This is a genomic window from Mesorhizobium loti (assembly GCA_014189435.1).
GTDB lineage: Bacteria > Pseudomonadota > Alphaproteobacteria > Rhizobiales > Rhizobiaceae > Mesorhizobium > Mesorhizobium loti_G.
Window position 1 is genome coordinate 1,101,017 of record CP050293.1, and the last position, 25,419, is coordinate 1,126,435.

The 25,419-nt window shown below is 63.7% G+C and carries 29 protein-coding genes and 2 pseudogenes; 12 read left to right on the forward strand and 19 right to left on the reverse strand.

Annotated features, from left to right (window positions below; translation table 11 throughout):
* Positions 1-2 precede the first annotated feature (2 nt).
* The 6 genes from HB777_05310 to HB777_05335 all read left to right on the forward strand — a co-directional run bounded on the left by HB777_05310 (position 3) and on the right by HB777_05335 (position 4,743).
* Positions 3-689 carry an aquaporin family protein gene (locus HB777_05310; protein QND63385.1) on the forward strand — a complete coding sequence of 229 codons (687 nt, stop codon included), beginning with the start codon at positions 3-5 and terminating at the stop codon, positions 687-689.
* Complete coding sequence (gene arsC, locus HB777_05315; protein ID QND63386.1) at positions 686-1,108, forward strand: arsenate reductase (glutaredoxin); 423 nt, start codon at positions 686-688, stop codon at positions 1,106-1,108. The genes HB777_05310 and arsC overlap by 4 nt, the downstream gene beginning before the upstream one ends.
* Before the next feature lie 63 nt (positions 1,109-1,171).
* Positions 1,172-1,492, forward strand: coding sequence for a helix-turn-helix transcriptional regulator (locus HB777_05320; GenBank protein ID QND63387.1), 321 nt, complete (start codon positions 1,172-1,174; stop codon positions 1,490-1,492).
* A 43-nt stretch (positions 1,493-1,535) separates the two neighbouring features.
* Positions 1,536-2,966, forward strand: a complete 1,431-nt coding sequence (locus HB777_05325; GenBank protein ID QND63388.1) for an NAD(P)-binding domain-containing protein — start codon at positions 1,536-1,538, stop codon at positions 2,964-2,966.
* Positions 2,959-4,200, forward strand: a complete 1,242-nt coding sequence (arsK, locus tag HB777_05330) for an arsenite efflux MFS transporter ArsK (protein ID QND63389.1) — start codon at positions 2,959-2,961, stop codon at positions 4,198-4,200. The genes HB777_05325 and arsK overlap by 8 nt, the downstream gene beginning before the upstream one ends.
* A gap of 27 nt (positions 4,201-4,227) precedes the next feature.
* Positions 4,228-4,743, forward strand: coding sequence for a GNAT family N-acetyltransferase (locus HB777_05335; GenBank protein ID QND63390.1), 516 nt, complete (start codon positions 4,228-4,230; stop codon positions 4,741-4,743).
* A gap of 23 nt (positions 4,744-4,766) precedes the next feature.
* On the opposite strand, the pseudogene HB777_05340 reads toward HB777_05335, so the two are convergent.
* The 9 genes and pseudogenes from HB777_05340 to HB777_05380 form a co-directional block, all read right to left on the reverse strand.
* A pseudogene (locus HB777_05340) lies at positions 4,767-4,871 on the reverse strand (polar amino acid ABC transporter ATP-binding protein).
* Between the two features lie 127 nt (positions 4,872-4,998).
* Positions 4,999-7,176 carry a S8 family serine peptidase gene (locus HB777_05345; protein QND63391.1) on the reverse strand — a complete coding sequence of 726 codons (2,178 nt, stop codon included), beginning with the start codon at positions 7,174-7,176 and terminating at the stop codon, positions 4,999-5,001.
* Between the two features lie 630 nt (positions 7,177-7,806).
* The gene (locus HB777_05350) at positions 7,807-8,535 is read right to left on the reverse strand and encodes an amino acid ABC transporter ATP-binding protein (protein QND68663.1); all 729 of its coding nucleotides are present in this window, start codon (positions 8,533-8,535) and stop codon (positions 7,807-7,809) included.
* Between the two features lie 41 nt (positions 8,536-8,576).
* Entirely contained in the window at positions 8,577-9,251 is a 675-nt protein-coding gene (locus tag HB777_05355) for an amino acid ABC transporter permease (protein ID QND63392.1), read from the reverse strand.
* The gene (locus tag HB777_05360) at positions 9,248-9,919 is read right to left on the reverse strand and encodes an amino acid ABC transporter permease (protein QND63393.1); all 672 of its coding nucleotides are present in this window, start codon (positions 9,917-9,919) and stop codon (positions 9,248-9,250) included. Before HB777_05360 ends, HB777_05355 begins: the two co-directional genes overlap by 4 nt.
* A 105-nt stretch (positions 9,920-10,024) precedes the next feature.
* Positions 10,025-10,813 (reverse strand): amino acid ABC transporter substrate-binding protein, encoded by a 789-nt coding sequence (locus HB777_05365; protein ID QND63394.1) that lies wholly within the window; start codon positions 10,811-10,813, stop codon positions 10,025-10,027.
* 104 nt (positions 10,814-10,917) lie between these two features.
* On the reverse strand, positions 10,918-12,081 hold the full coding sequence (locus HB777_05370) for a saccharopine dehydrogenase family protein (protein QND63395.1): 1,164 nt from the start codon (positions 12,079-12,081) through the stop codon (positions 10,918-10,920).
* A complete protein-coding gene (locus HB777_05375; protein ID QND63396.1) occupies positions 12,078-12,578 on the reverse strand; it encodes an Lrp/AsnC family transcriptional regulator in 501 nt (166 codons plus the stop codon). Before HB777_05375 ends, HB777_05370 begins: the two co-directional genes overlap by 4 nt.
* Before the next feature lie 111 nt (positions 12,579-12,689).
* Complete coding sequence (locus tag HB777_05380) at positions 12,690-13,427, reverse strand: SDR family oxidoreductase (protein QND63397.1); 738 nt, start codon at positions 13,425-13,427, stop codon at positions 12,690-12,692.
* A 93-nt stretch (positions 13,428-13,520) separates the two neighbouring features.
* Here HB777_05380 and HB777_05385 point away from each other — a divergent pair.
* Positions 13,521-14,431: pseudogene (locus HB777_05385) on the forward strand (AraC family transcriptional regulator).
* Positions 14,432-14,473: 42 nt separating this feature from the next.
* On the opposite strand, the gene HB777_05390 reads toward HB777_05385, so the two are convergent.
* Positions 14,474-15,349: a LysR family transcriptional regulator gene (locus tag HB777_05390; GenBank protein QND63398.1), complete on the reverse strand. Its 876-nt coding sequence runs from the start codon at positions 15,347-15,349 to the stop codon at positions 14,474-14,476.
* A gap of 136 nt (positions 15,350-15,485) precedes the next feature.
* Here HB777_05390 and HB777_05395 point away from each other — a divergent pair, with 136 nt between their 5' ends.
* The gene (locus HB777_05395) at positions 15,486-15,689 is read left to right on the forward strand and encodes a hypothetical protein (GenBank protein ID QND63399.1); all 204 of its coding nucleotides are present in this window, start codon (positions 15,486-15,488) and stop codon (positions 15,687-15,689) included.
* Positions 15,690-15,710: 21 nt separating this feature from the next.
* Positions 15,711-16,460, forward strand: a complete 750-nt coding sequence (locus HB777_05400) for a sulfite exporter TauE/SafE family protein (GenBank protein ID QND63400.1) — start codon at positions 15,711-15,713, stop codon at positions 16,458-16,460.
* Positions 16,461-16,474: 14 nt separating this feature from the next.
* Here the strand turns inward: HB777_05400 and HB777_05405 are convergent, their stop codons facing one another.
* From HB777_05405 to HB777_05415, 3 genes are all read right to left on the reverse strand, one after another.
* Positions 16,475-16,993, reverse strand: a complete 519-nt coding sequence (locus HB777_05405; GenBank protein QND63401.1) for a GNAT family N-acetyltransferase — start codon at positions 16,991-16,993, stop codon at positions 16,475-16,477.
* On the reverse strand, positions 16,990-17,265 hold the full coding sequence (locus tag HB777_05410) for a DUF1778 domain-containing protein (protein QND63402.1): 276 nt from the start codon (positions 17,263-17,265) through the stop codon (positions 16,990-16,992). Before HB777_05410 ends, HB777_05405 begins: the two co-directional genes overlap by 4 nt.
* Positions 17,266-17,371: 106 nt before the next feature.
* On the reverse strand, positions 17,372-17,821 hold the full coding sequence (locus HB777_05415) for a universal stress protein (protein ID QND63403.1): 450 nt from the start codon (positions 17,819-17,821) through the stop codon (positions 17,372-17,374).
* A 205-nt stretch (positions 17,822-18,026) separates the two neighbouring features.
* Between HB777_05415 and HB777_05420 the strand changes: the two genes are divergently transcribed.
* Positions 18,027-18,608, forward strand: a complete 582-nt coding sequence (locus HB777_05420; protein ID QND63404.1) for a histidine phosphatase family protein — start codon at positions 18,027-18,029, stop codon at positions 18,606-18,608.
* 162 nt (positions 18,609-18,770) lie between these two features.
* Here the strand turns inward: HB777_05420 and HB777_05425 are convergent, their stop codons facing one another.
* The 4 genes from HB777_05425 to HB777_05440 form a co-directional block, all read right to left on the reverse strand.
* Entirely contained in the window at positions 18,771-19,172 is a 402-nt protein-coding gene (locus HB777_05425; GenBank protein QND63405.1) for a VOC family protein, read from the reverse strand.
* A gap of 78 nt (positions 19,173-19,250) precedes the next feature.
* Positions 19,251-20,297 carry an RNA polymerase subunit sigma-70 gene (locus HB777_05430; protein QND63406.1) on the reverse strand — a complete coding sequence of 349 codons (1,047 nt, stop codon included), beginning with the start codon at positions 20,295-20,297 and terminating at the stop codon, positions 19,251-19,253.
* A 42-nt stretch (positions 20,298-20,339) separates the two neighbouring features.
* Positions 20,340-21,086: an SDR family NAD(P)-dependent oxidoreductase gene (locus HB777_05435; GenBank protein ID QND63407.1), complete on the reverse strand. Its 747-nt coding sequence runs from the start codon at positions 21,084-21,086 to the stop codon at positions 20,340-20,342.
* A 327-nt stretch (positions 21,087-21,413) separates the two neighbouring features.
* On the reverse strand, positions 21,414-22,166 hold the full coding sequence (locus HB777_05440; protein QND63408.1) for an rRNA pseudouridine synthase: 753 nt from the start codon (positions 22,164-22,166) through the stop codon (positions 21,414-21,416).
* Positions 22,167-22,326: 160 nt separating this feature from the next.
* Here HB777_05440 and HB777_05445 point away from each other — a divergent pair, with 160 nt between their 5' ends.
* On the forward strand, positions 22,327-22,773 hold the full coding sequence (locus HB777_05445; GenBank protein QND63409.1) for an SRPBCC domain-containing protein: 447 nt from the start codon (positions 22,327-22,329) through the stop codon (positions 22,771-22,773).
* 11 nt (positions 22,774-22,784) lie between these two features.
* Here HB777_05445 and HB777_05450 read toward each other — a convergent pair whose 3' ends face one another.
* The gene (locus HB777_05450) at positions 22,785-23,630 is read right to left on the reverse strand and encodes a helix-turn-helix domain-containing protein (GenBank protein QND63410.1); all 846 of its coding nucleotides are present in this window, start codon (positions 23,628-23,630) and stop codon (positions 22,785-22,787) included.
* A 78-nt stretch (positions 23,631-23,708) separates the two neighbouring features.
* On the opposite strand from HB777_05450, the gene HB777_05455 reads away from it, so the two are divergent.
* Positions 23,709-24,599: an SDR family oxidoreductase gene (locus HB777_05455; GenBank protein ID QND63411.1), complete on the forward strand. Its 891-nt coding sequence runs from the start codon at positions 23,709-23,711 to the stop codon at positions 24,597-24,599.
* Positions 24,600-24,681: 82 nt separating this feature from the next.
* On the opposite strand, the gene HB777_05460 is transcribed toward HB777_05455, so the two are convergent.
* Positions 24,682-25,380 (reverse strand): RibD family protein, encoded by a 699-nt coding sequence (locus HB777_05460; GenBank protein ID QND63412.1) that lies wholly within the window; start codon positions 25,378-25,380, stop codon positions 24,682-24,684.
* Positions 25,381-25,419: the final 39 nt, after the last annotated feature.

A 25,419-nucleotide genomic window follows, 5' to 3' on the forward strand; every position in this document is an offset into this window, starting at 1 on the left:
TCATGGTTGACCTTACCCGACGCGTCGCCGCAGAGGCTCTCGGCACGGCAATGCTCGTCGCGACTGTGGTTGGCTCTGGAATCATGGCTGACCGCCTGACGCATGATGCCGCGCTGGCGCTGCTCGGGAATACCATTCCGACAGGCGCCATCCTGGTGGTGCTGATCACGATCCTCGGGCCGATCTCCGGGGCTCACTTCAACCCGGCGGTGACGCTGGTCTTTGCTTTGAAGCGGGAAATCGAGACAAGCGCGGCCGTGACATATGTCCTGGCCCAGATTGCCGGCGGCATCGCCGGCACGCTGCTCGCGCACGCCATGTTTGAACTGCCGGTTGTTCAGATATCCCAAACCGTGCGGACCGGAAACGGGCAATGGGTCGCCGAAATTGTCGCCACCTTTGGCCTGGTCTTCACCATTCTTGCCGGCCTGCGCGCTCGCCCGGAGTCGATCCCGTGGCTGGTCGGGCTGTATATCATCGCGGCCTACTGGTTCACCGCGTCCACGTCCTTCGCCAACCCGGCCGTCGCTATTGCGCGGGCATTCTCAGACACATTCGCGGGCATCCGTCCGGTCGACCTGCCGGGCTTTATTGCCGCCGAATTGCTGGGCGCGCTGCTGGCCATGGCGCTGGCGGGCTGGCTGGTTGCCGAAGCGAAACCGATCAAACAGATGAAGGCCACGCAATGACCATAACCATCTACCACAACCCCGATTGCGGCACCTCGCGCAACACGCTGGCCATGATCCGCCAGTCGGGCGAGGAGCCGGAGGTGATCGAATATCTGAAGACGCCGCCGTCGTGCGAAAGGCTGGTCGAGCTGATCGCCGCGATGGACATGACGCCGCGCGACCTGCTGCGCGAGAAGGGCACGCCCTATGCCGAACTCGGGCTTGCCGACCCGAAATGGTCCGACGAGGAGATCCTCGATTTCATGCTGGCGCATCCGATCCTGATCAACCGGCCGATCGTGGTCAGCCCGCTCGGCGTCGTCCTGGCACGGCCGTCGGAAAAGGTGCTGGATATCCTGCCCAACCCGGAGATCGGCGCGTTCACCAAGGAGGATGGCGAGGTGGTCATTTACACACCAGACAAGCGGGTCGTCTGACGCTATTTCCGTAATTTTCGAAATTGAGTTGACGGCGCGAAAAGTGTCGCATAGCCTATTTCCATGAAACTCGAAAAAGCAGCCGCCCAGCTTGAAGCGCTCGGCAATCCGACGCGGCTTCAGCTCTATCGCATCCTTGTGCGCGCCGGTGATGACGGGCTTGCGGTCGGCAGTGTCCAGGGCAAGCTCGACATTCCGTCCTCGACGCTGTCGCATCACCTCAAGCGGCTGGTCGACACCGGCCTTGTGACGCAGGAGCGGCAAGCGACGACGCTGATCTGCCGCGCCAACTATCCCGGCATGAATGCGCTGATCGGCTATCTCGCCGACGAGTGCTGCGCCGACGCCACTTGCGCGCCGGCCGTCGGCAAAGCACTGGCCTGACTTTTTGCGCTTGTAATTCGAAGATACCGGAAGGATCGAACCTATGGACATGATGGCAAATCTTCCCGTCGCGGTGATCGGTGCCGGCCCGGTCGGGCTGGCTGCCGCGGCGCATCTGGTCGAGCGCGGCATCCGCCCACTGATCCTGGAGCGTGGTGAAAGCGTGGGTGCGGCACTGCTCGAATGGGGCCATGTGCGGGTGTTTTCGCCATGGGAATACAACATCGACGCAGCGGCGCGGGCGCTGCTCGACCGCTCCGGCTGGACGGCGCCGGACAGCCAAGGCCTGCCGACGGGCGGCGAGATCGTGCGCGATTATCTGGCGCCGCTTGGCCGGCTTCCCGAGATCGCCGCCAATTTGAAGCTTGGCGCCGTGGTCACCGCGATCACCCGTCAGGGTCATGACAAGGTCGCCAATGACGGCCGCAAGGATGCGCCCTTCGTCATCCGCTATCGCGATGCCGGCGGCGAGCACCGTGTTCTCGCGCGTGCCGTCATCGACGCCTCCGGAACATGGTGGCGGCCAAACCCGATCGGCGTCGACGGGCTGCCGGTTCCCGGCGAAGGCGCGGCGTCGGCGCGCATCGCCTATGGCATTCCCGACGTGGTCGGCAAGGCGAGAGAAGACTATGCGGGCAAGCGCGTCCTGGTCATCGGCGGCGGGCACTCCGCCATCAACGTCGCCCTGGCGCTGATGGAGCTGCAGGACGCGGCTCCTGGCACCGAGATCTTCTGGGCGCTGCGCCATGCCAGCGTCGACAGATTGCTAGGCGGCGGGCTGAACGACCAGTTGCCGGAACGCGGCGCGCTTGGGCTGGCCGCCAGGCAGGCGATGACGGATGGCCGGCTGAACATGCTGGCGCCTTTCGCCGTCAACGGTATCGCAACGCAGGGCGAGGGGCTCGCCGTCGACGCCAGCCTGGCCGGCAAACCGTTCGGCCTTGCCGTCGACCGCATCGTCGTCACCACTGGCTTTCGGCCCGATCTGTCGTTCCTCGGTGAAATCCGCATCGCGCTCGATCCCGCCGTCGAAGCGCCGCCGGCGCTGGCGCCGCTGATCGATCCGAATTTTCATTCGTGCGGTACAGTTCCCGCGCATGGGATCACGGAACTCTCCCATCCCGAACCCGGCTTCACCATCGTCGGCTCGAAATCCTATGGCCGCGCCCCGACCTTCCTAATGGCGACCGGCTACGAGCAGGTCCGCTCGGTGGTCGCCGACATTGCCGGAGACCATGCCGCTGCCCGCGAAGTGCGGCTGGTGCTGCCGGAGACCGGCGTATGCAGCGCCGTCGGTGTCGTGACGGCACTGGAAAGCGCCGGCTGCTGCGGCGGACCTGCACCCGCCAACGTCGATGCCTGCTGCGTCAGGGATGCGGACGCCAAGGCAGTGGGCGCGTCGGGCTGCGGCTGCGCAGCCACGCCGGCCAGCACCGAGGCGCGCGAGACGATGGCGGCCAGCGTCGATGCCTGACCGGTCCGTCCTGCGCAAGGCGATCTGGGCGCTCGGGCTGACCCAGATCATCGGCTACGGCACGCTCTATTACAGCTTCTCGATCCTGGCGCCGGCAATGGCCAGGGAGTTCGGCCTGACGGAAGGCTGGGTATTCGCAGCCCTGTCCGCCTCGCTGTTTGCCGGCAGCCTGTTCGCGCCGACGGCCGGGCGATGGGCCGACCGCTTCGGCGCCGGCCGCATCATGACCGTCGGCTCGGTCGCGGCAGCGGTGGCGCTGGCGCTGTGCGCCGTCGCGCCCGGCCGCGTGAGCTTCGCTCTCGCATTGCTGGCGATGGAGCTGGCCTCCAGCTTTGTCCTCTACAGCGCCGCCTTCGTGGCGATCGTGCAGATAGGGGTTCCCCGACCGCAACGCAGCATCACCCACCTGACGCTGATCGCCGGGTTTGCCTCGACCCTGTTCTGGCCGCTGACCTCGGCGTTGCATGCGCATCTCACATGGCGCGAAGTCTATCTCTTGTTCGCCGCGCTCAATCTCGGCCTCTGCCTGCCGATCCACGCCTGGCTGATGCGCCTGTCGCGCCGTCACGCGACGGCCGCGAGCCAGGAGCGCGGGCCGGCTCCTGACGCGGGCGCGCCGCTCGATGCGCGGCGCGGTCGAGCCGCATTCCTGCTCATGCTGGCGGGGTTCGCCACCGAGGGCTTCGTGCTGTCGGCGATCCTCATTCACATGGTGCCGCTGACGACGGCGCTGGGGCTCGGTACCGCGGGTCTCTTCGTTTCGACCCTGTTCGGGCCGGCGCAGGTCGCCAGCCGGTTGATCAACATGTTGTTTGGCGGGCGCCTGCAGCAGACGCATCTCGCCGTCATTGCAGCCTTGCTGCTCACGGCCGGGCTGTGCGCGCTGCTGCTGACCACGCCATGGCTGCCCGGCGCCTTCCTGTTCGTGTTCCTGTTCGGCCTCGGTTCCGGCCTCACCAGCATCGTCGGCGGCACCTTGCCGCTCGAACTCTTCGGCCGCGAAGGCTATGGCGCGCGGCTGGGATGGGCGAGCGCTGCCCGCCAGTTCACCTCGGCCTTCGCGCCGTTCGCGCTTGCCTTCATGATGGCGCGGACATCCGTCGCCAGTTCGCTGTGGGTGCTGGCGGTCGTCGCCGCGAGCGGCGTGTTCGCCTTCCTCGCCATCGCGCTGCTCAGACGACGTGGCGGCCGGGTTGCGGTCGCGATTGGCGGAAATTCGGAAGAGGCGGCCTGAATCATGACATGCGCGGTGGCAGGGCCAGTGGACATCCTGATTCCCGATGCGAAGCAAGCCTCGAGGCATTTGAACCGCCTTGCCGAAATCCTTCGCGACAGCGTGGAGCGCGGCGCGCTGGTCGGATTCGTGCTGCCCTTCGGAAGGGAGGCCGCGCTGGCCTACTGGCACAGCATATTCACGTCGATCGCCGACGGCGAACGCTTGCTTTTTTGCGCCATGATCAACGGTGAGGTCGCCGGCACGGTCCAGCTCTATCTCTCACCCGAGCCCAACGCGCCGCATCGCGCGGAAATCTTCAAGCTGCTTGTGCACCGCGACTTTCAACATCGGGGCATCGGCGCGGCGTTGATGTATGCCGCCGAAGAGCAGGCCACGCGTTTGCAGCGCTCGCTGCTCCTGCTCGATACCGCGCAAGGAAGCGACAGCGAGCGCCTGTACCGCCGTCTGGGCTGGCAGGAAATCGGTGTCGTTCCCCGGCATTTCGTCGATCCTTTTGGGCACCCGAGAAGTTCGGTCTATTTCATGAAGTTCGTCGACTGACGACCTCTACGCCCGCCCATGCCTCAATGCCTGAGAATCTTGCTCAGGAAAGCGCGGCTGCGGTCGGTCTTCGGGTGCGAGAAGAACTCGTCGGGCGTGCCGCTTTCGACGATGGCGCCGGCGTCCATCATGGTCGTGCCTCCCCTCGGCGACAAGGCTCGGCCATCGGTGCCCGTGATCGGCGATTGGCCGTCGATGCTGCCATCGTCGAACCGCCCAAGAGACGGCGACTAAGCCAAAGTGAACCAAGCCTATTTACTGCCAGGAATACGTAACATCGATGACCTGCGAGCCGGGTATTTCGCTGGTGGTGTTGTCGGAATTCAGAACGTGCAGAGCGAAATCCTTCGCAGCGCAGTTCTTTCCACGAATGACGCCGGAAGCATCCTCGACATAAATCCGGTTTTGATCAGGAACGGTGTTTCGGCCGTCAAAATGCTGAACGACCTTGAGGATCGTCCGCCCATCGGCAATGTCCGGTCCGCTGCAGAAGGTACCCGCGGACTTCGTATCGGTCAGCTTGCCGCGAAAAATCTTGCGGGTGCCATCGGCCGATTTTACTTCAATTACGTCTTCCCAAAGGGAAAGCGCCTTGACGATGTTCAGAACGCGCCCCTCGACGATCTTGTCCGTGAGTGCAGGGACGACATCGGCGCCGGCGAGCAGCCGAATCTTGAGGGCCGCCGCCTTGTCGAAAGGCCTGACTGATCGAATTGCCGCCGCTGTCCACGTCACTTGCGGTGCGCTGAAGGACGTCCCGGATACTTTTTCGTCGAAGAATTTCTTGATTTCCGGGCTGAAAGAAAGCGACGGCACACGACATCCCGGCGCGGCGATATCGACATAGGTCGAGCTCCAGTTGGAAAAGCTGGATAGTTTTCCGTCGCCGTCCACCGAAGCTACCGTCAATACGTTAGGCGAGGTCAGGCCGCCGTTCCTGCCGGGATAGAGGGGATCATCGTCGAGCGGCGAGCCGGCATTTCCCGAGGCGACAACGAACAGGGTCGATGACAGGGAACTCTCTTCATTGGCCATTTCCACGAATTTCTGGTCGCGGCCAAAACTGAGATTAACGATGTGATCGTCGCTGTAGACGATCGCGTTCATGATGGAATCGCGATCCGGCTGCCAGTATACCGTGTACTGAACCTGATTGTCCTTGATGATGACTTTATTGTCCGCCGTAAGGACAGGAGCCTTTCCCTGCAAGAAAGCCTTGAAGGGGTGCAGCGCGAATTTATAGCCTATCTGTTGGGCAATCCCTGCCAACTGCGCGCCGCCGAGTGCCAAAACGGCCACATTCGTTCCATGCATCCTGTCCTTCATGAGCGGGAAGGGCTCGAAATCCGATGGTCCCCGGCTGCGATAGATCACCGAACTTGTCGGATCGATCGGTTTGACGATCTGAGGCGAGCCCGGCAGTTCCTCCGGATCGTAAATCCCGGAATCGACTATGGCGATGTTGGGGTGAACCCTGTTGTCTGGACCGGCCTTTTGCCAGTTCTCTTCCAAGATTCCCTGAACGACATTGTTGTATTGCGGGTCGACATCGGGCAGCCGGGTGCAACTGGTGCTGGTCACCGCGTTGAAAAAAACAAAGCCATCGGATCGGCTGGCTTGGCTTATCTCGGTTCCAGTCATCGCCGATAGGCCTTCGGGACCGAGCGAAGCGAGCTGCTCCCCATCCTCGGCTCGCGCCAGCGGCAGGCTGTATTCCTGCTTGGTACTTTCGGGGACGATAATAACCTGATCCTTGGCGATCTTGTCCAGGGACGTGATTCTTGGGTTGATCGCCTTGATGACGTCCGAGTAAGTGATCTCAGAGTCGCTCATCACGTCAATCTTGTAGGGTGTTTGCAACGGAAGCGTTTTGACCAACTCGTTGAATGACTTAACCTGAAGGCCGATGCCTGTTAAGGCCGTTTCGAGCTCTGGATCGCTGGCGCGCGGCGACGTGGGGAATGTACTTTGGAACGGAGAATCGATTTTCGCGATGGTCTCCGCTCCCGCTCCGAAAGCCAGCTTGTCTTTGCCGAATTCGGTATAATAGTCCCAGATCCGATCCCCGTCCTTGACGACGCGGGCAACGAGTGATCCCGTCGTGCGAGGCGGGCAGGGTGGCAAATCCAGCAACTCGCCCTTTTCCAAAACGCTCTCGTAGGTCAAATCCGGTTTTTTGTTCGCAACCCGAAGCGCCCAGATATACTCGCTTGGGGCGTCGCCGCATTGGCTCTCGACAATCGATTTCAAGGTTGAATCTGCGTCGGGCGCATATGCCGACAAAGCACCATAGGTGCCTATGAACTCCGCTGTTTTCTGGGTCAGTCCTGAGCCGTCGATCTCCAGAAGCAACTCCCCAGCGGGCTCGGCGGCATGCGCGAACGGTACTGCGAGCAGCAAGACCACCGTAACGTTGAGAATTGTCCGCGGCACGATCGGCACTCCCCGTGGCAGAGCGGGCGGAGGGCGTTTCATTGTTTCGGTGATGCCAACGTGCAGGCGACCACCGTCGTGTTGATCCCGATATCGGCCGTGCCCGGCTGGGCGGAGTCGTGGGATCGGCATCCGCCAGCGCCTTTCGCTTTTGCAGGCAGACAGAGCGTTCCTGATGGCCTGAAAAACGCAGGCTGCAATTGCCCGAGATGTCAGAGACATTTCATGCCCCCTCGCCAATTCCCCAGTCACATATTTTCTTCATTTTATGGCCCGCGCAATGGCTGGCATCAAATATTTTCGATGATATTTTCGTTTAGATTCATTTGTGAAGGTAAGGTTTCTTTCTGCCGATATCTTTTCAGTATTTGTAATACAATTACAATGTAATATCTAATATTCAATTATTAAATCAGTATTCTTGGATTATTTATTATATGCCATTAAGCTCTATTTTCGATCAACGGTAACTATTATTCAAATGGCAAAACTAATCCTCAAATAGGCCGTGAGAAAGAGATTTAACTCTAGGATTGGGGCGTTGTTTCAAGCGTTAGCCAGCGGAGGCGCCACTTCGCACCCGAAGCATAGGTCGGGATCCACGATACCCCCTGGCGTTGCGGTATTACTTCAATGCCGCAGAATCTTGCTCAGGAAAGCGCGGCTGCGGTCGGTCTTGGGGTGCGAGAAGAATTCTTCCGGCGTGCCGCTTTCGACGATGGCGCCGGCGTCCATGAACACCACGCGCTGGGCGACCTTGCGGGCAAAGCCCATCTCGTGCGTCACCACCATCATGGTCATGCCTTCCTCGGCAACGGCCACCATGACGTCGAGCACTTCGGAAATCATCTCGGGGTCGAGTGCCGAGGTCGGCTCGTCGAACAACATGATCTTGGGCCGCATGCCGAGGCAACGCGCGATCGCCACGCGCTGCTGCTGGCCGCCGGAGAGTTGTGCCGGATAGGCATTGACCTTGTCGGCGAGGCCAACCTTGGCCAGCAATTCGCGCCCGGCCTTTTCGGCTTCAGTGCGCGGGATCTTGCGGACATGGATGGGTGCGAGCGTCACATTCTCAAGCGCGGTCTTGTGTGGATAGAGGTTGAACGACTGGAAGACGAAGCCGATCTCGGTGCGCAGCTGCGTCATGTTGGTGGCGGGATCGCCGAGGCGTTGGCCGTCGACGACGAGGTCGCCGTCCTTGATCGCCTCCAGGCCGTTGACGCAGCGGATCAGCGTGCTCTTGCCCGAGCCGCTCGGGCCGCAGACGACGACCACTTCTTTCGGTTCGACGCTGAGCGTGATGTCCTTCAGCACGTTGAGCGAGCCGAACCATTTGTTGACGCCGCGAAAGTCGATCATGCCGGTTTTGGTCATCGATGTTGGCCCTTTGGGAGTGGCTGTCACAACTGCACCTCGCCATGCGCGGCACCCATGCGCCGTTCGAGCCGGCGGGCCAGCATGATCAGGGGATAGCAGACGATGAAATAGCCGACGCCGACGAGGAAGAAGACCAGCAGGCCGTTGGGCACACGCTGCACCACCAGCCAGCCGACGCGGGTGAGGTCGGTGAGGCCGATGGCGGAGACGACAGAAGAATCCTTGATCAGCAGCACATACTGCCCGACCAGTGGCGGCAGCACGATGCGCATCGCCTGCGGCAGCACCACCTGGCGCATGCGCTGCCAGCGCGACAGGCCGGACGCCAGCGCTGCCTCGACCTGGCCGGTGGGCACCGAGCGGATGCCGGCCACGACGATTTCGCAGATGAAGCAGGCGGCCAGATTGGTCAGTGCGATGATGCCGGCGGTGAAGGCGTCGAGCTCGATGCCGAACTCCGGCAGGATGAAGAAGATCAGGAAGATCTGCACCAGGAATGGCGTGCCGCGGATGAGATCGACCCAGGCCCCGATCAAGCCCGAGATCAGCCGGTTGCCGCCGGTGCGCAGGATGCCGAGACCGAAGCCGAGCAGAGTGCCGAGCACCAGGCTGATCAGCGACAGCACCACGGTCATGCCGAGGCCGCGCAGAGCCAGCGGATAGGAGCCGGCGAGGCTTTGCAGCTGTTGCCAGATCATGTGCGCGCCCCCGCTGTGCCGAGCCAGCGGCTGGAGAGGCCAGCCAGTCCCTTCAGGCAGTAATAAAGCAGCAGATAGAAGGCGGCGATGGTGAGGAAACCTTCCGCCGGCATGAAGCGGTCGGAGGCGAGTAGCTGGCCGGCGCGCGTCAGTTCGGACACCGAGATCAGCGATAAAAGGGCGGAATCCTTGACCAGCACGATCGCCTGGCCGAGCAATGGCGGGATCGTCACCTTGAAGGCTTGCGGCAGGACGACAAGGCGCATGCGCTGGACATAGGTCATGCCCGAGGCGACGCTGGCTTCGACCTGGCCGCGCGGGATCGACAGGATGCCGGCACGGATGATCTCGGCGATATAGGCGCCGCTGTTCAGCGACAGCGCCAGGATACCGACGACCAGCTCCGGCAGGACGAAGCCGAGCCGGGGCAGGCCGAAATAAAGGAAATAGAGTTGCGCCAGCAAGGGTGTGGCGCGCACGGCATCGATATAGGCCTTGGCCGGCGCGCGAAACAGCCAGCCGCGCTGCAGGTTCATGGCGCAAAGCACGATGCCGACGATGAGCGCGCCGACAAAGGACAGCGCCGACAGCCAGACGGTCGTGACCAGGCCCTGCCCGAACAGTGGCAGATATTCGATGATGGTGCGGAAGCTGAAATTTTCGAGCATCGTTGGGTGAAATCCCCAGAGTGCAGGAAACGACGGATGAAGCGAAATTCCAGGCGGTTTCGCGGCGTTCAAGACGCGCGCGAACCGCCTGGGTTTTATCGCTGCTTAGTGATCCTTCTTCCAGGCGTCGGAATTGACCCAGTAGTCGAGGTTCTTCTGCAGGCGGCCGTCGATGCTGACCTGGTTGAGGAACAGGTTCATCCAGACCAGCAGGTCCGGCTCGTCATAGCGCGTGGCGAAGGCAAGCGGCTCCTTCGACAGGAGGTCCGGCATGATGGTGAAAGTGCCGGCCGGATAGGCGGTCGACTGGCCCTTGACCGCCGAGACGTCGTTGACGCCGCAATCGGCCTGGCCGTTGTTGACGGCGTCGAGCAGCAGCGGACCGCCGCCCTTGTAGCTCTTGATATCAGCGTCAGGGAACGCGTTCTTGGCTTCCTTTTCGCCGGTGGCGCCGAGCAACACGGCGATCTTGGTGCCCTTGGCCTTGCAGTCCTCGGTGGTCTTGACCTTGCTGTCGGCCTTGGTGAAGACGGTGCTGCCCGTGTACATGTAAGGCGTGGTGAAGGCGACCTTCATGCCGCGCGCCAGCGTCGGCGTCATGTCGGCGACCAGAAGATCGGCCTTGCCCGACAGCAGCGCCGGGATCAGCCCATCCCAGTCGAAGTCGAGGAAGGTGATTTTGACGCCCATTTCCTTGGCCATCAGTTCGGCGAGTTCCACCGAACTGCCGGTGCGTTCGCCATTGGCGCCGACCAGCGAGAAGGGCGGGCCTTGGGTCTGCACGGCGACGCGCAGTTCGCCGCGCTTGGTGATGTCGTCCAGCGTTCCGGCGCTGGCCGTGGCGGTGAGCCCGGCGAGCGCAAGTCCGGCGATGAAAAGTCTGGCAATCTTCATTTCGGTATTCCTCCTTGTTTTATTGTTCCACGTTGTTTTTCACCCTTTGGGGTGCTTTTTGAGCGGCAGCGCCGTTGCCGGCGGCAGCCACCGTTCGAAAATCCTCAGTCCCAGGCCACCGTCTCGGCAACCTTGATGCCGCGCCTGGCCAGTTCGTCGAAGAAGCTGATGTCGGGCACATCGAGCAGTGGATTCAAAAGGCCGGGTTTGGTGATCTCGCGCCGCGCGAGCATCTGCGCCACGATGCTGGCGGGGTAGCCGACACCGAGGCTCATGCCGAACAGGCCCGAAGCCAGGTCGCGCTCGATGATCAGGTCCGATGTCACCGTCTTGGCGCGGCCGCCTTCAAGGCCAGAAAAGACATTGCGCATCACGCAAAGGTCCTTTTCGCCGGGGCCATATTGCAATTGCGGCCCAAGCAGCCGGCCGAGGAATTCGCGCGGGCTGTTGGAGGTGCCGGGCACCTTGTCTTCGGAGAGGAAACCGAGCTCCTTCAGCGGTGCCCAGAAGGCCGACCATCCCGGCCAGCGCAGCGTGTAGCGGCCGGAGCGGCGCAGCCCCTTGGCGGCGTCCAGCATCTCGACATAGTGCAGCGCATCGCCATTGGGGAAGGCTTCGAGCTTGCCGAGGCCCGCGACCTCGATCTCGTGGATGAAAGGGTTGTCGTGCTGCTGGCCGGCCGGTACAGCGACGCGTTTCCCGTCCTCGACCATCACGCTGTCACGGTTCTGGCTGACCAGGACCATGTCGAAATTCCAACTCACCTTGTAGCACAGCGGCTTGGCCATCGCCTTCGGTTCGGGGATGCCGCCGCAATAGGAATCGATCGAAGAAATCGAAGAGAACTGCCTTGCGGCACGCGCGTAGAGCACGAGGTCGATGCCGGGGTCGAGCCCGCATTCGGTCATGATCGAGACGCCGGCCTGTTGCGCCTCTGGCGCCAGATCGGCGATCGACTTGGCGTAATTGGTGGTGACCAGCGGCGTGCGTGTGGCGATCGCGGCCTGAACCGCCTCGCGCATCAATGGCTGCGGCAACAGGTCGATGACGGCGTCGACCTCATCAAGCACGCTGACCAGCGCCGGGCCGATCGGGCCTTCAGGCACGACGAAGCGCACACGGGCAAGGTCAGTCAGGCCGGCAAGCCGGGCAGGGCCGTCCGCTGCGGTGTCCACGCAGACAATCTCCTCGACGCCATCGCTGGCGACGAGATCGGCGATTGCCGCCCGGCCTTGCAGGCCGAGGCCGCCGAGTACCGCGATCTTCATGCCGGCTCCTTGCGGTCGTCCGACCAGCAGCCTTCCGGCAGGCTGACCCATTTGTTGCAGGACGCCATGACGACGAAGGTCTCGCTGCGCACGACTTCGCCGGGCTCGCCGGCGCCCGGGATCAGCTCGCTGGTGACGCGATAGAGGTCGGCGACGTCACCGGCCACCGTTACGTCGACGATGATGTCGAAACGCCCGGTGACCACCGAAGCCGAGTTGACGAAGGGCAGTTCGGAAATGCGCTGCGCCAGTTCGCGGGCCCGGCCGCGCCCCTGGGCGTTGATGCCGACAATGGCTGAGATCAGCTCGGGCCGCTCGGTAAGGTTCAAGAGGCCGACGATCTTGACCAGGTTGCGGTCGAGCAGATTGCGCAGCCGCGTGCGCACCGTCGGTACCGAAATCGCCAATATCTCGGCGAGGCGGTTGATGCCCGGCTGCGCGTCCTGCGACAGCTGTTTGACCAGCCGCCGATCGGTCAGATCGAGATGTTCCCGCAAAGTCCCCGTCTTTCACAAAAGGAAAAAAGTTTGGCGATTTTTCTTTCTTATATGAAAAGACAGTATGGGTATTTTTTGAAAACAGCAAGAGAGAGTTGCCGCGATGCGCGATCAGGCCTGCGCTGTGGGTCGAATAACGATCTCGCTCACATCGACCTCGGCCGGTTGCTCCATCGCGAAGGCGATCGCGCGGCTGATCGCATCGGGGGTGATGGCGATTTCGCCCATGCGCTCTTCGATCTCCGCCCTGATCTCAGGATTGGTCATCGAGTCCGCGAAGTTCGTCTGGACGAAGCCCGGCGATATGTTCGTCACGCGCAGCTTGGGGCCAGCTTCAAGTCGCAAGCCTTCGGCGATCGCCCGAACCGCATTCTTTGTCCCGGCATAGACCGCCATCGTCGGCTTGATGATCGGTCCCGCCGTCGAGAGGATGTTGACGAAGTGGCCAAAGCCCTGGCTGCGAAACACCGGCAAGGCTGCGGCGATGCCGTAGAGCGGTCCCTTTATGTTGATGTCGATCATCTCCTCCCAGTCCTCGACGCGCAGTTCATCGAGCAGGGAGTTCGGGCCGATGCCCGCATTGTTGACCAGAACATCGATCTTGCCGAACTTGTCGCAGGCAAGAGCGACGAGCTTCGTGAGATCCTCACGGTTCTTCACGTCCATCGCGAGGAAGGCTGCCTCGCCGCCCGCGCTCTCGATACGGTTGACGAGCGCCTCAAGACGATAGGCGCGCCGTGCCCCGAGCACCATCTTGGCCCCACGCTCGGCCAGCAGGAGCGCGGTTGCCTCCCCTATGCCGCTGCTTGCACCGGTGATTGCGATGACTTTTCCTTTTATTCCAGACATGATTGTCTCCTTTCACGATGTAATATTGTGAAAGGCAGTTGGATTATCTATGATGGAAACTCCATGATTTCGTCGAGATCGTCCAATCCTGCAATGATCGATCCCTTGTCCGATGTGTTTTTGCTTCTCGAGATCGCGAGCGCGCGCTGTACGCGTCTCGAGGCGGGCGGGCGATGGTCGTTTCGTTTTCCGGAAAAACCCGCGCTGAAGTTCGTAGCGCTCCTTCGAGGCCGGTGCTGGATCAAATTGCCGGACGAGCAACCTTTTGCACTCAGCGCCGGCGATACCTTTCTGCTGGCCAACGCCCCCGCCTATGTGATCGCCAATGATCTTTCCATGAAGCCCGAAGACGGGATGTCGTTCTTCGACTGGGAGCGTTCGAACGTCGCCCGTCACGGCGGCAATGAAACGGCACTGGTCGGGGGAGCTTCGTGTTCGAGGGCGGCAACGCGCAGCTGCTGCTTGATGCCCTTCCCAAGTTCATGCACATCCCCGGAGGCGATCGGGCAGCGACGATCCTGCGCGGCTCGCTGGCGGTGCTCGACGAAGAACTCGATGCGGCATTGATGGGCTCGACGCTGATGACACGTCGCCTGGGCGACATCCTGCTTGTGCAGGCATTGCGGGCTTATATCGCCAAGGAAGGCATCGGCAGCGCGGGCTGGGTCGGCGCATTGACCGACCGACGCATTGGCGCTGCCCTCGGCCTGATCCACAATGATCCCGGCCGTGGCTGGACCGTCAATGAGCTTGCCACCGCTGTTGGCATGTCGCGCTCAGGCTTTGCGCGCCGCTTCAGGGAATTGGTCGACGTGGCACCGCTCGACTATTTGACGCGCTGGCGGATGCATCGCGCTCGGGAAGCCATGCGTCGATCCGGGACTTCGGTTGGTGGCTTGGCGCAATCGCTTGGTTACGCATCCGAAAGCGCCTTCGGCAATGCGTTCAAACGCGTCTTCGGACATTCGCCGAAACGGCTCTGGCAGGCTGAAAAAACGAAATAAGATCGACCTGTGCCCGGCTGGCCGGTTGTTGGGCTGCCAAGCTCAGGCCAGCGCGGCGGCCAGCAGCTTCGCCTGCGGCGTCAGCTCGTCGAAGTTGCGGGCGCAGAGGTTGAGCTGGCGCGTCGCCCAGTCGTCGGTCAGCCGCAGTATGCGCAGCGTCCGCGCCGAGCGGCGTGCGGCACTTTCCGGCACGATGGCGATGCCGGCGCCTTGCGCGACGAGCCGGCAGACATTGTCGAGGCCGGGCACGCGGATGCGAAAATGCAGATGGCCGCCAAGGCGGGCGGCCTGGCGAGTGATGTGCTCCTGCAGCGCGTGGCCGGTGCTGAGGCCAACGAAGGATTCGCCGAGAATTTCGGTGAGGCTGATGGTGCGCAAGCCGGCGAAGTCGGGCCAGTTCCGCGCGGCGATCACCACCAGCCGGTCGATGAAGAACGGTTTCTGTTCGAGATGCGACAGGCCGGCCCAGGTCGCGGCGATGCCGAGATCGGCCGCACCGCTGGCCACGGCCTCAGCGATCTCGTGGCTGGGCCGCTCCTCGAGATCGATGTCGATGCCGGGGTGAGCGACCAGGAAAGCTGGCAGGATGTCGCGCAGCAGCTCGCCGGCGGCGGCGGTGTTGGCCAGCAGCCGGACGTGGGCGCGCAAGCCTGTGGCATAGGCGGCGAGGTCGCCGGTCATCGCCTCGATCTGGTTCTGCACGGCGCGCGCATGATGCAGCAGCGCTTGTCCGGCGGCCGTCGGCACCACGCCACGGCGGCGGCGCTCCAGCAGCGGCGTGCCGAGCCGTTCCTCCATGCCTTTGATGCGGGCGCTGGCCGACGCCAGGGCCAGCCCGGCAAGCTCGGCCCCATGGGTGATGCTGCCGCACTCGGCCACCAGCAGGAACAGCCTGAGATCGACCAGATCGAAGCGCATTCTTTGCTCCTGTGAAGATTGGCGCCCGGGGAGACGGTAGGCTTTCCAGCCTTCGCCCTGGCCGAAGGCTGGCAGCGCAATTTCCACATTGTGATCGGCCGAGATGTTCGTCAAACAGTTTCGAAGGAGAAGTGTGATGAACGAACGAACATCAGGCCGGCTTGGCATCCTCGACAGCACGGCGATCGTGTTGGCCATTGCCGTGGCGTGCCTTGCCATGGCGCGCGCGGAGCCAGGCCTGCGGGGGTGCGCGGCCACGGTTGCACCCACCAGCCGCGAAGCCGCGCCGGCAAAGCCGATGCCAGAGGCCGACGCGACGGACATGCTGCTGCATGACTGATCCCGCCCTGAGGATGCGATCATGCTGAGCGCCGTCTCCCTCGCCTGGATCGGCGCCGTGTTCCTCGCCGCCGGTTTCGTCAAAGGCGTCGTCGGCATGGGGCTGCCGACCGTTGCGATGGGATTGCTGGCGGTGACGATGCCGCCGGCCCAGGCCGCCGCTTCGCTGTTGATCCCGTCGCTGGTCACCAATCTCTGGCAATTGCTGACGGGGCCTTCTTTCGGCGGCCTGTGCAAGCGGCTATGGACGATGATGGCCGGAATCGTGCTCGGCACCGTTGCCGGCGCCGGCCTGCTGACCGGCGCGCATACGGGCGTGGCCTCGGCGGGGTTGGGCCTGGCGCTGGTGCTCTATGCCATCCTCGGCCTGGCCAAGGCCGGCTTCACCACGCCGGCGCGCCACGAGGCCTTGATGTCACCGCTGGTCGGCGCGGCGACCGGGCTGGTCACCGGCGCGACCGGCGTCTTCGTCATCCCGGCGGTGCCCTATCTGCAATCGCTGCGGCTGGAGAAAGAAGACCTGATCCAGGCGCTCGGCCTGTCCTTCACCGTGTCGACGGCGGCGCTTGCCATCGGGCTGTTCAGGACCGGCGCCCTGGCATCGCCGACGGCGCAACTTGCGGGGTCGATCGCAGCCCTTGCGCCGGCGCTGGCCGGCATGTTCGCCGGCCAGGCGCTACGCCAGAGGATGAGCATCGAGACCTTCCGCACGGTGTTCTTCATCGGGCTGCTGGCGCTGGGGGTGTATCTCTCGGCAGACGGTATTCTATAGCTTGCGGCAGGCGTTCAGATCGCAGCTATCGCCTTGGCGATCGTTGCGAAAGGCAGGACCAGGGATAACGGCGAGTCAGCGAGACGGACCTGACCGTAACCCTCATACCAGTGTGCGGCTTGGTCACCTTTGGCATCGATAAGCAAGGCAACGCCGCCGACTTCCTCCGCGACTGCCATACAGCGCCTCCCGGCGGCGAGCAGCAAACCGCCGCCGAGGCCGCGGCCTTGTATCGTACGATCCACTGCGAGCCGACCTAGACGGTAGACCGGCACGTCATAGCGGCCAAGGCCGCGTCTGGCGATTGCCGGGGTCCGGGCAAAGTCGATCGAAGCCGGGCTGAGAGAATAGAACCCGAGAATGTGCGAAGGATCTTGCGCCGGCACAGCGACGAAAGTTTTCGCGCCACCGCTTTCATGGCTTTGACGCGCGAAGCGCTGCAAATAGGTGTTGAGGTCCGCGTCGCCACAGTCGAAGGCGGCACGGTTATGCTGTTTACCGATCGGCACTTCTTGCCACGTGACGGAGTTCACGCGAGGGTCTGACCGGCCTTGGCGGCGCGGATAAGGCGGTTGGTCGGGGAGGGCGGGTTTTCAAGCAGGTCGAGGATGCGCAGGCTGTCCCGTTCCGACAGCGCAAGATGTTCAGCTCGTTCGATCGCAGCCTGGGCGTCACGCAGTGCGGAGCGCGTAACGAACTCGGTCAGGCCGACATTCGACAAGGCCGCCGCACGTGCGATCACGGCTTTCGCTTCGGGTGGAATCCGGAAATCAATTCGACCGTTGTCACTGACATTACGGGGCATAGGTATCTCCTTTGCCCTTTATCATACAGTACGGATTGAATCCGTACAACATGAATCCCCTCGCATTGACCTTACGGGCATATGACGAGCGCGCCGGGTCAATCCATTACCGCACCACCAGCACGGGGATAGCGGTGTAGGACAGCACTTCCGCCGTCTGGCTGCCGAGAAGCAGTTTGCCCAGTCCGCGGCGGCCATGCGAGGCCATGACGATCAGGTCGCAGCCCAGGGCCTGCGACAGCTCCAAGATGGCTTCGGCGGGCCGCTTGTCCTCGACATGCACGACCTCCGCGGAGACGCCGGCGGCGTCCGCCGATGCCTTGCTCTTGTCGAGAACTTCCTTGGCGTATTTGCGCGCTTCTTCCTGATAGGCGGCCAGTTCATCGCCGGCGGCATAGCCAGCCATGGCGCCGCCCCAGGCGAAGATCGGGAATTGTTCTGAGACGGTGATGAAAGTAACGGAGGCGCCGAGGCCCTTGGCCAGCGTCAGGCCGTGGGCAACGCCCTTGTCGGCCAGTTCCGATCCGTCGGTGGCAATAAGCAGATGTTTGTACATGATGACATGACCTGTTGTGCAAGGGCCAATGCCCTTGAGGGCGGGGAGCCTTGGAGAGGCTGACCCTGATATAGTTGCGGCATCGGGCCGATCACAGGGCCAGCTCGGCGCGGATCAAGGCCAGGCGGCCACGCAGTTTTGTACCAAGCGGATTCCCCTTTGCCGCATCGTCGCTTAAGGTGCCGGCGACATCGAAAGGCATCCCATGAGCAGCGCGTATCCCCAAATCCATCTGGTCCGGCACGGTGAGACGGCGTGGAGCCTTTCGGGGCAGCATACCGGCCGCACCGACATGCCGTTGACGCCGGTTGGTGAAGCCGCGGCGCGGGGTGTTGCGGATAGGCTCAAGGGCCTGTCGTTTTCGGCGGTGTGGTCGAGCCCGTCGCAGCGCGCCTACAACACCAGCGTGCTGGCCGGCTTCGGCGCGCAGAGCGTCAAGAACGACGATCTGCAGGAATGGGACTACGGCGCCTATGAGGGGCTGACGACAAAGCAGATCCTGGCCGAGCGCCCCGGCTGGAATGTGTTTCGCGACGGCTGTCCGAAGGGCGAGATGGCGGCTGATGTCGGCGCGCGGGCGGACAAGATTATCGACGGATTACGCAAGGCCAATGCTGACATGCTGGTGTTTTCCAGCGCACATTTTCTGCGCGTGCTGGCGGCGCGCTGGATCGGCCTGCCGCCCGAGGGCGGCGCGCTGTTCGTGCTCGATACGGCCAGCGTCAGCGTGCTCGGCTACGAGCATGATCTGAGCGAGCCGGTCATTCGCAAATGGAACCAGAAATAGGCCGGCGGTAGCGCCGGCTCGGCGCGGCCGTCGCTTCGTCATCCTCGGGTCTGCGCTGCGTCGCTACGCTCCTTGTTCCGCCCGTGGATGACGAACGCGGGGAGGCTTCGGCCAATCCCGGATGTCTGGTACTGCGCGGATTTGAACCCGCGCGCCCGCCTCCTACTTGTCGAATTTCCTGATCGCTTCCGCCGTCACCGGCGTGAAGAAATTCACCAGATTGCCATCGGGATCGCGAAACAGCAGCGAGCGGTTGCCCCAGGGCATGGTGGTCGGCTTCTGCACGGTGACATCCCTGAGGACGTCCGAGAGCCTGGCGAATTCCGCATCGACGTCGCCGACGCGGAATTCGATGATGGCTGTGCGGTTATCGGCGGGGCGGGCGATGTCGCCGCCGAACAGCATCAAGGTGCGCGTGCTGCCGATCGCCAGCGTGCAGGCCGGTGTCGCCAGTTCAGCGAAGTCTTCCGTGTACACCGTCACGGGCATGCCGGTGATCTCACCGTAGAAGTGCACGAGACGCTGGACGTCTGACGTGATGATGCGGACGGAGACGAAATTCATTGCTTTGTTCCCTGATTGCCGGGGCCGCTGCCGGGCTCCATAATCGCGTTATAGGCCAAGCCTCCTGACAGCTTCCTGTCAGGAGGTGGGCCAAACTGCCGGCAGACCGAAGGCAGGGAACAGTTCGGCCCCGAGCGGGCCGACATAGACCGTCAGCGAGGCGATCCGGCCACCGGCCAGTTCGATGACATGCAAAGATTGCGCGCGCCATTCGGGCTCCTGATGGCGGCGTGCGTAGACCGCGAAAGCGGGCTGGCCGTTGGCTCTCGTCGCGACCGCATGGTAGCCGGCGAAATTGCCCCAGACAGTCTTGAAGAAAGCCCGGATCGCCTCGCGCCCCTGATACCAGTCCAGCCATGGCGGCATGTGGTAGGTTGCGTCCTCGCGCAGCAGCTCGATGAGGCCGTCGAGATTGGCGGCTTGCCAGGCCTGCATGTAGCGTTCGAGCAGCAGGCTCTCCTCGCTGCTGGGCCGCTCGCGCTGCGGGGGGCGTCCCTGCGGATAATGCATCGCCAGCGTCGCGCGGGCGCGTTGCAGGGCGCTGTTGATCGAGGCGGTGGAGCCGCCTAGCAAATGCGCCGTCTCGAGCGCCGACCAGCCCAGCACGTCGCACAGCAAAAGGGCGGCGCGCTGCCTTGGCGGCAGAAGCTGGATCGCGGCGACGAAGGCGAGCTGTACGGCTTCGCGGGTTTCGTAGCGCGCGTCCGGGCCGGGCGCGCCGTCGACGAGATCCGGCAGTTCGGCGTCCGGGTAGGGCTCCAGCCAGGAGAGCTCAATGGCGGGCCCGCCGGCCGCGCGCCCCTCGGTCGGCGGGCGTCCCGGCTGCTCGAGAATGCGATGCACTGACGACCTCGCCTTGATGGCGTTGAGGCAGCTGTTGGTGGCGATCGTGTAGAGCCAGCCGCGCGGCGAGCCGCGCCCGTCGAATTGCGAGCGGCCGCGCCAGGCTTTCAGGAACGTCTCCTGCACGAGGTCGTCGGCCTCGTGCAGCGAGCCCATCATCCGGTAGCAGTGCAGCCTGAGTTCGCGGCGGTGGGCCGTCGTCAGGCGCTCGAAGGCCAGCCGATCGAGGATCGGCTGGCTTGTCCGGCCTTGGGGCTCAAGCGGGCCGGGAGCATCAGTCATAGCGGGCCTGCGGTGCTGATTTCGGCTGGCATCCTGCGCGTCTCATGCCGCCGCCGCAAGACCGCTGCCGCTGACCGCGAAGGAGACGCCTTGCAGCTTGCCGCCGGCGAGCGCGACCACGGCATGCCCGACATCGGCCGGTGTCTGCACGTCGGCCATACTGGCGAGGAAATCCGACGGGCTGATGCCGAGATAGGCCGAGACGCTATCGATGCCGCTCTGGCCGACACCGGTGCCGGCCATGATGCGCATCGGCACCAGCGCCATGAAGCGCAGGCCAAGGCCCAGCCGGTCCGCTTCCTTCTGGCTATGGCCGGCAAGAAACATCTGCATGCGCTTGGCGCCGGAATAGCCGCCGGAATTCGGCGGCCCGCCGCTGAGTGCCGCGCCACTGGAGATCAGCACCACCCGGCTGCCCGTCTTCAGCCGGCCCTGGAGGGCCGCCCTGCAGAACAGGAAGGATGCCTTGACGTCCATGTCCCAGTTTGCGGAAAAGTCCTCCCAGCTTTGTTCCGGGATAGGCGCGGACGGGGCCAGTGCCCCGGCGCAGATCACCAGAACGTCCGGCTGCAGGGCGGCGAACACCGCATCGGGTGCAGTGTCCTGCGTGGCGTCGGCGGCAAGTGTCTTGACGCCTGGTATCTCCCAGGAGAGCTCCTTCAAATCGGCCGCGCCGCGGGCGACGGCGAGCACCGCCGCCCCCTCGCTGAAGGCGGCTTCCACGATCGAGCGGCCGACACCCCGGCTGCCTCCGACAACAACGACATTTTGACCTTGCAACGATCCCATGGATCACCTCGCTTTTCCGGCCCGGAGGATTCCAGCGCCTGTTGATCAGGACAGCGCGGGCGAGGGGAAATCATCGGTGTGGTGCGAAAGTTTTTTCTGCGGCGCTCTTAAGAACCCACCGCCGAGTTCTGTGGCGCCCCCCTCTGTCCTGCCGGACATCTCCCCCACGAGGGGGGAGATCGGCAGTTTGGTCGCCGGCTCTCCTCCTGCAACCTGCAACGTCGAAGATTGGCGAAGGCCGTGATGACGGCCAATCTCCCCCGTGTGGGGGAGATGTCCGGCAGGACAGAGGGGGGCGCCGCAGAACGCTACCTTGAGCCCGTTCGCTTACCCGCTCAGCAGCGCCAGTTCCTCCGGCGTCAAATGACGCGCCGTGCCCTTGGCGAGGTCGCCGAGCGGCAGGCGGCCGATGGCGATCCGGATGAGGCGCTTGACTTCGATGCCGTGCGCAGCGAGCAGGCGGCGGATGTGGCGATTGCGGCCTTCGTCGAGCACGATCTCCAGCCAGGCGGTGCGGCCGCCGCTGCGCAAAAGGTCGATCGAGCTGGCGGTCAGGGTCTCGCCGTCGACGGTCACGCCGGCGCGGAATTTGTCCAGCATCGTCTCATCCGGCACCGTGCCGATCTGTACATGATAGGTCTTGGGCAGATGCGAGGCCGGATCCATCAGCCGGTTGGCAAACCGGGTGTCGTTGGTCATCAACAGCAGGCCTTCGCTGGCCTTGTCGAGGCGGCCGACCGGCGAGACGAAGGGCAAATCGAGCCCTTCCAGGCAGGCATAGACGGTGTCGCGCTGTTGCGGGTCGTCGCGGGTGGTAACCAGCCCGCGCGGCTTGTTGAGGATGAGATAGACCTTGCGCTCGGCAACCACCGGCCTGTCGTCGACGACGATGCGGTCGCGGTTGAGGTCGACGCGCAGGGCTGCATCGCGCACCACCTTGCCGCCGACGCGCACGCGGCCTTCGACGATCAGCACCTCGGCCTGCGCGCGTGAGCACAGGCCAAGCTTCGACAGCGCCCGGTTCAGGCTGACGCCGGGCGCCGCCTGCCTGCCGCTTTGTCGTGTCTGCCGTGGTGTCATGGTGCCGTCTGTGCTGGTGGAGCCGACAGATGCCACGGGCCGCGATGGCTTCGCAAGCCGTGCTGCTGCCTTCGTACGCAGGGCAAGGGGGCAATGGCGGCATCCGCACCGCCTGGAATGGCGATATTGTCGCCGTGGCATCCGCGATAATCTTCTCCGCATGAGTGAGTCTGCCGCGCCGATCATCAAGACCGTCATCATCGGTGCCGAGCCGGCCAAGGTCTGGCGGATACTGACGACGCCGGAAATGATCCCGCAATGGATGTCCGACGAGGAGTTGACCGTCAGCCTGCAAGGGCATGCCGGCGGTCCGATCGTGATGCGCGGACTGCTGCACGGAATGCCGTTCGAGAACCATGGCACCCTCCGCGCTTTTGAGCCGGAAAAGAGCTTCGCATACAGCTACTGGAGCACATTGTCGGCCTCGCGTCTGGCGGACGTGCCCGAGAACCACACAGTGGTCAGCTTCGATCTGGCGCCGGCGGATGGCGGAACGCTGTTGACGCTGACGCTCAGCGACTTCGCCGAACCGGCGATCCGTCCGCATGCCAATCTCTACTGGGGTCCGACCTTGCAGATCCTGAAGGCGGTCTGCGAGCGCGCTTGAGGGCGGGCGTCTTACTTTTTGGGGTGTCGGACGAGAACCAGCGCGCGAATACGGTCGGCGACGGCGCTGTCGACCGGATTGTAGACGGTGAGGCTCAGATCCGGCCGGCCGTCGACCGCGAACCCCGAATATTCCAGCTCGATGTCGCCGAGTTCCGGGTGCTTCAGGCGCTTTGTCCCGTCGCCGTGGCTGAGCACGTCGTTTGCCCGCCACAGGGCGGCAAACTCGGGGCTGGCGCTGCACAGCTCGTCGACGAGCTGGGCGACCTCGGAGACCGCGCCGGCGCGCGCGGCATCGGCACGGAATGCGCCCACCACGAAACGGGCCAGGTTTTGCCAGTCGTGCTGCCTGGCGCGGATGTGGGGACTGAGGAACATGAAGCGCAGGATGTTGCGCTCGCCCTCGGGCAGGGTGCTGTAGTCGGTCAGCACGACCCTCGCGGCGCGGTTCCAGGCAACGACATCCCAGGTGGCGGTCCTGACTATGGCGGGGCTGGCATCGAGCGTGTCGATGAGGCGCTGCAGCCGGGGGCTGACGCCCTCGACGCCCCTGTAGCGGACCTCGGGTGGACGCCCCAGCCCGAGCATGAAGAGATGTTCGCGTTCGGCCTCGGTCAGCAGCAGCCCCTTGGCGATGCGGTTCAGGACATCGGCCGAGGGCGCACCGCCTCGGCCCTGTTCCAGCCATGTGTACCAGGTCGGGCTGATGTTGGCGCGCTGGGCGACCTCTTCCCGGCGCAGTCCCGGCGTGCGTCGGCGGCCCGAAAAGCCGAAGGACGCCGGATCGAGCCGGGTGCGCCGGTCTTTCAGGAACGCTGCCAATGAGCCGGTGGAATTGGAGGGCATCCTGTTAGTCATTATACCATGATAAGGTCACTACTTTAATAGAATAATAGACCAGCAATATTACGCAGGCAACTGTGCAGGAGATTTTGCATGCGTATCTTTCTCACCGGCGCGACCGGTTTCATCGGTTCGGCGCTGGTTCCCGAACTCATCAAGGCAGGCCATCAGGTGGTCGGCGTGACCCGCTCCGACGCCGGCGCCGAGGCGCTGGCCGCCGCGGGTGCCGAGGTGCACCGGGGAACCCTCGAAGAGCCCGAGACCTTGCGCGCCGGCGCGGCCAAGGCGGAGGCCGTGATCCACACGGCCTTCGACCATGACTTTTCGCGGTTTGTCGAAAATTGCGAAAAGGACAAGCGCGTCATCGCAGCCCTCGGCCAGGCATTGGCCGGCTCCGACCGGCCGCTGGTGATCACCTCCGGCGTCGGCATGGGCAGCCCCGGGCATGGCCAGTTGGCGATCGAGGACGTCTTCAACGCCAGCCATCCCAATCCGCGCATTGCCTCCGAGCTGGCCGGCAATGCCTTGCTGGACGCCGGCATCAATGTCTCGGTGGTGCGCCTGCCGCAGGTCCACAACCCGGTCAAGCAGGGCCTCATCTCGCCGCTCATCGAGATCGCGCGTGAAAAAGGCGTCTCGGCCTATGTCGGCGAAGGCCGCAATCGCTACTCCGCGGGCCATCTCCTCGACGCGGCGCGGCTTTACCGGCTCGCCGTGGAAAAGCGGCAGCCGGGCGCGCGCTATCACGCGGTCGGCGAGGAAGGTGTCGAGGTGCGTGCAATCGCCGAGGCGCTTGGCCGGGGCCTGAAATTGCCGGTCGTTTCCATCGCGCCGGAAAAGGCGGCGGAGCATTTCGGCTGGATGGCAATGTTCGCGCCGATGGATCTGCCGGCCTCCAGCGCACTGACCCAGGTGCGGCTGGGCTGGCACCCGACCGGCCCGACGCTGATCGCCGATCTCGACGCCATGCGATACGCCGCTTGACGGGCTGAAGCATCGGCGCTGAAGCGGACGATACAGAGCCGGTAATCTCAGTCAGATTGCCGGCCCTTTTTTTACGAGCGCATCATCCAGGAGTAACTGCATAGCGCAGATGGACGAGCCCATGCGCCAGCGCCGCGCAGCTCTTCAGGGACAACTGCGTCTTGCCCGCCAGGCCGCTCTCGCCGAACTCGACGAAGGCCTGGTTTGCCGCGCGCCCATCGATCGCGGGTGCAACGAGAAGGCTCAGCTCATCGACAAGCCCGGCCGCGAGGAAAGAACCGTTGATGCCGGCGCCGCCTTCGAGCAGCAGGCGGCGGATGCCGAGTTCATGCCCGAGCACCTCGAGCATCGCGGTGAGATCCATGTCCGCCGTTTCCGCGACGATATAGGACACGCCGTCGGCGGCGAGCTCGGCCAGGTGGCTGTCGGCAACGTCACGCCCAAGCAGCACTACGACATGATCGCCGCCGATGTCGGGTTTGGAAAAGTGAAGCTTGCCCGAGGCATCGAGCGCGACGGCATAAGTGCCCGCATCCCTTTGCGCGACATGATAGGGCCGGTCGACCTTGCCGGTATTGGCCGGCGGATGCGCGCCGGCCTTGCTCATCTCGGCCATGGTGACGCGCCCGACGATCCAAGCGTCGCCCGCAAGGTCGTTGTGGATCTGCTCATAGAGGCTTGACCACTCGGCCCTGGTGCCATCGGGGCTCGTGGTGTAGCGGCTGGGGTGGAGGCTGCCGTCAAGGGATGCCAGCATATGGCAGATGATTTGCGGTTTCATGCAGGTTCTCCAGTCGAGTGCCTTGGGTCCTGTCCAAGG

Coding starts and splice junctions, on each gene's coding strand:
- HB777_05370 (QND63395.1), bottom strand. CDS start 12,081: ATGAAGATCGCGGTACTCGGCGGCCTCGGCCTGCAAGGCCGGGCGGCA.
- HB777_05350 (QND68663.1), bottom strand. CDS start 8,535: ATGATCGACTTTCGCGGCGTCAACAAATGGTTCGGCTCGCTCAACGTG.
- HB777_05460 (QND63412.1), bottom strand. CDS start 25,380: ATGAAACCGCAAATCATCTGCCATATGCTGGCATCCCTTGACGGCAGC.
- HB777_05450 (QND63410.1), bottom strand. CDS start 23,630: ATGACTAACAGGATGCCCTCCAATTCCACCGGCTCATTGGCAGCGTTC.
- arsK (QND63389.1), top strand. CDS start 2,959: ATGCCTGACCGGTCCGTCCTGCGCAAGGCGATCTGGGCGCTCGGGCTG.
- HB777_05455 (QND63411.1), top strand. CDS start 23,709: ATGCGTATCTTTCTCACCGGCGCGACCGGTTTCATCGGTTCGGCGCTG.
- HB777_05445 (QND63409.1), top strand. CDS start 22,327: ATGAGTGAGTCTGCCGCGCCGATCATCAAGACCGTCATCATCGGTGCC.
- HB777_05410 (QND63402.1), bottom strand. CDS start 17,265: ATGCCCCGTAATGTCAGTGACAACGGTCGAATTGATTTCCGGATTCCA.
- HB777_05380 (QND63397.1), bottom strand. CDS start 13,427: ATGTCTGGAATAAAAGGAAAAGTCATCGCAATCACCGGTGCAAGCAGC.
- arsC (QND63386.1), top strand. CDS start 686: ATGACCATAACCATCTACCACAACCCCGATTGCGGCACCTCGCGCAAC.
- HB777_05400 (QND63400.1), top strand. CDS start 15,711: ATGCTGAGCGCCGTCTCCCTCGCCTGGATCGGCGCCGTGTTCCTCGCC.
- HB777_05390 (QND63398.1), bottom strand. CDS start 15,349: ATGCGCTTCGATCTGGTCGATCTCAGGCTGTTCCTGCTGGTGGCCGAG.
- HB777_05425 (QND63405.1), bottom strand. CDS start 19,172: ATGAATTTCGTCTCCGTCCGCATCATCACGTCAGACGTCCAGCGTCTC.
- HB777_05310 (QND63385.1), top strand. CDS start 3: ATGGTTGACCTTACCCGACGCGTCGCCGCAGAGGCTCTCGGCACGGCA.
- HB777_05415 (QND63403.1), bottom strand. CDS start 17,821: ATGTACAAACATCTGCTTATTGCCACCGACGGATCGGAACTGGCCGAC.
- HB777_05325 (QND63388.1), top strand. CDS start 1,536: ATGGACATGATGGCAAATCTTCCCGTCGCGGTGATCGGTGCCGGCCCG.
- HB777_05435 (QND63407.1), bottom strand. CDS start 21,086: ATGGGATCGTTGCAAGGTCAAAATGTCGTTGTTGTCGGAGGCAGCCGG.
- HB777_05420 (QND63404.1), top strand. CDS start 18,027: ATGAGCAGCGCGTATCCCCAAATCCATCTGGTCCGGCACGGTGAGACG.
- HB777_05430 (QND63406.1), bottom strand. CDS start 20,297: ATGACTGATGCTCCCGGCCCGCTTGAGCCCCAAGGCCGGACAAGCCAG.
- HB777_05320 (QND63387.1), top strand. CDS start 1,172: ATGAAACTCGAAAAAGCAGCCGCCCAGCTTGAAGCGCTCGGCAATCCG.
- HB777_05360 (QND63393.1), bottom strand. CDS start 9,919: ATGCTCGAAAATTTCAGCTTCCGCACCATCATCGAATATCTGCCACTG.
- HB777_05395 (QND63399.1), top strand. CDS start 15,486: ATGAACGAACGAACATCAGGCCGGCTTGGCATCCTCGACAGCACGGCG.
- HB777_05440 (QND63408.1), bottom strand. CDS start 22,166: ATGACACCACGGCAGACACGACAAAGCGGCAGGCAGGCGGCGCCCGGC.
- HB777_05355 (QND63392.1), bottom strand. CDS start 9,251: ATGATCTGGCAACAGCTGCAAAGCCTCGCCGGCTCCTATCCGCTGGCT.
- HB777_05365 (QND63394.1), bottom strand. CDS start 10,813: ATGAAGATTGCCAGACTTTTCATCGCCGGACTTGCGCTCGCCGGGCTC.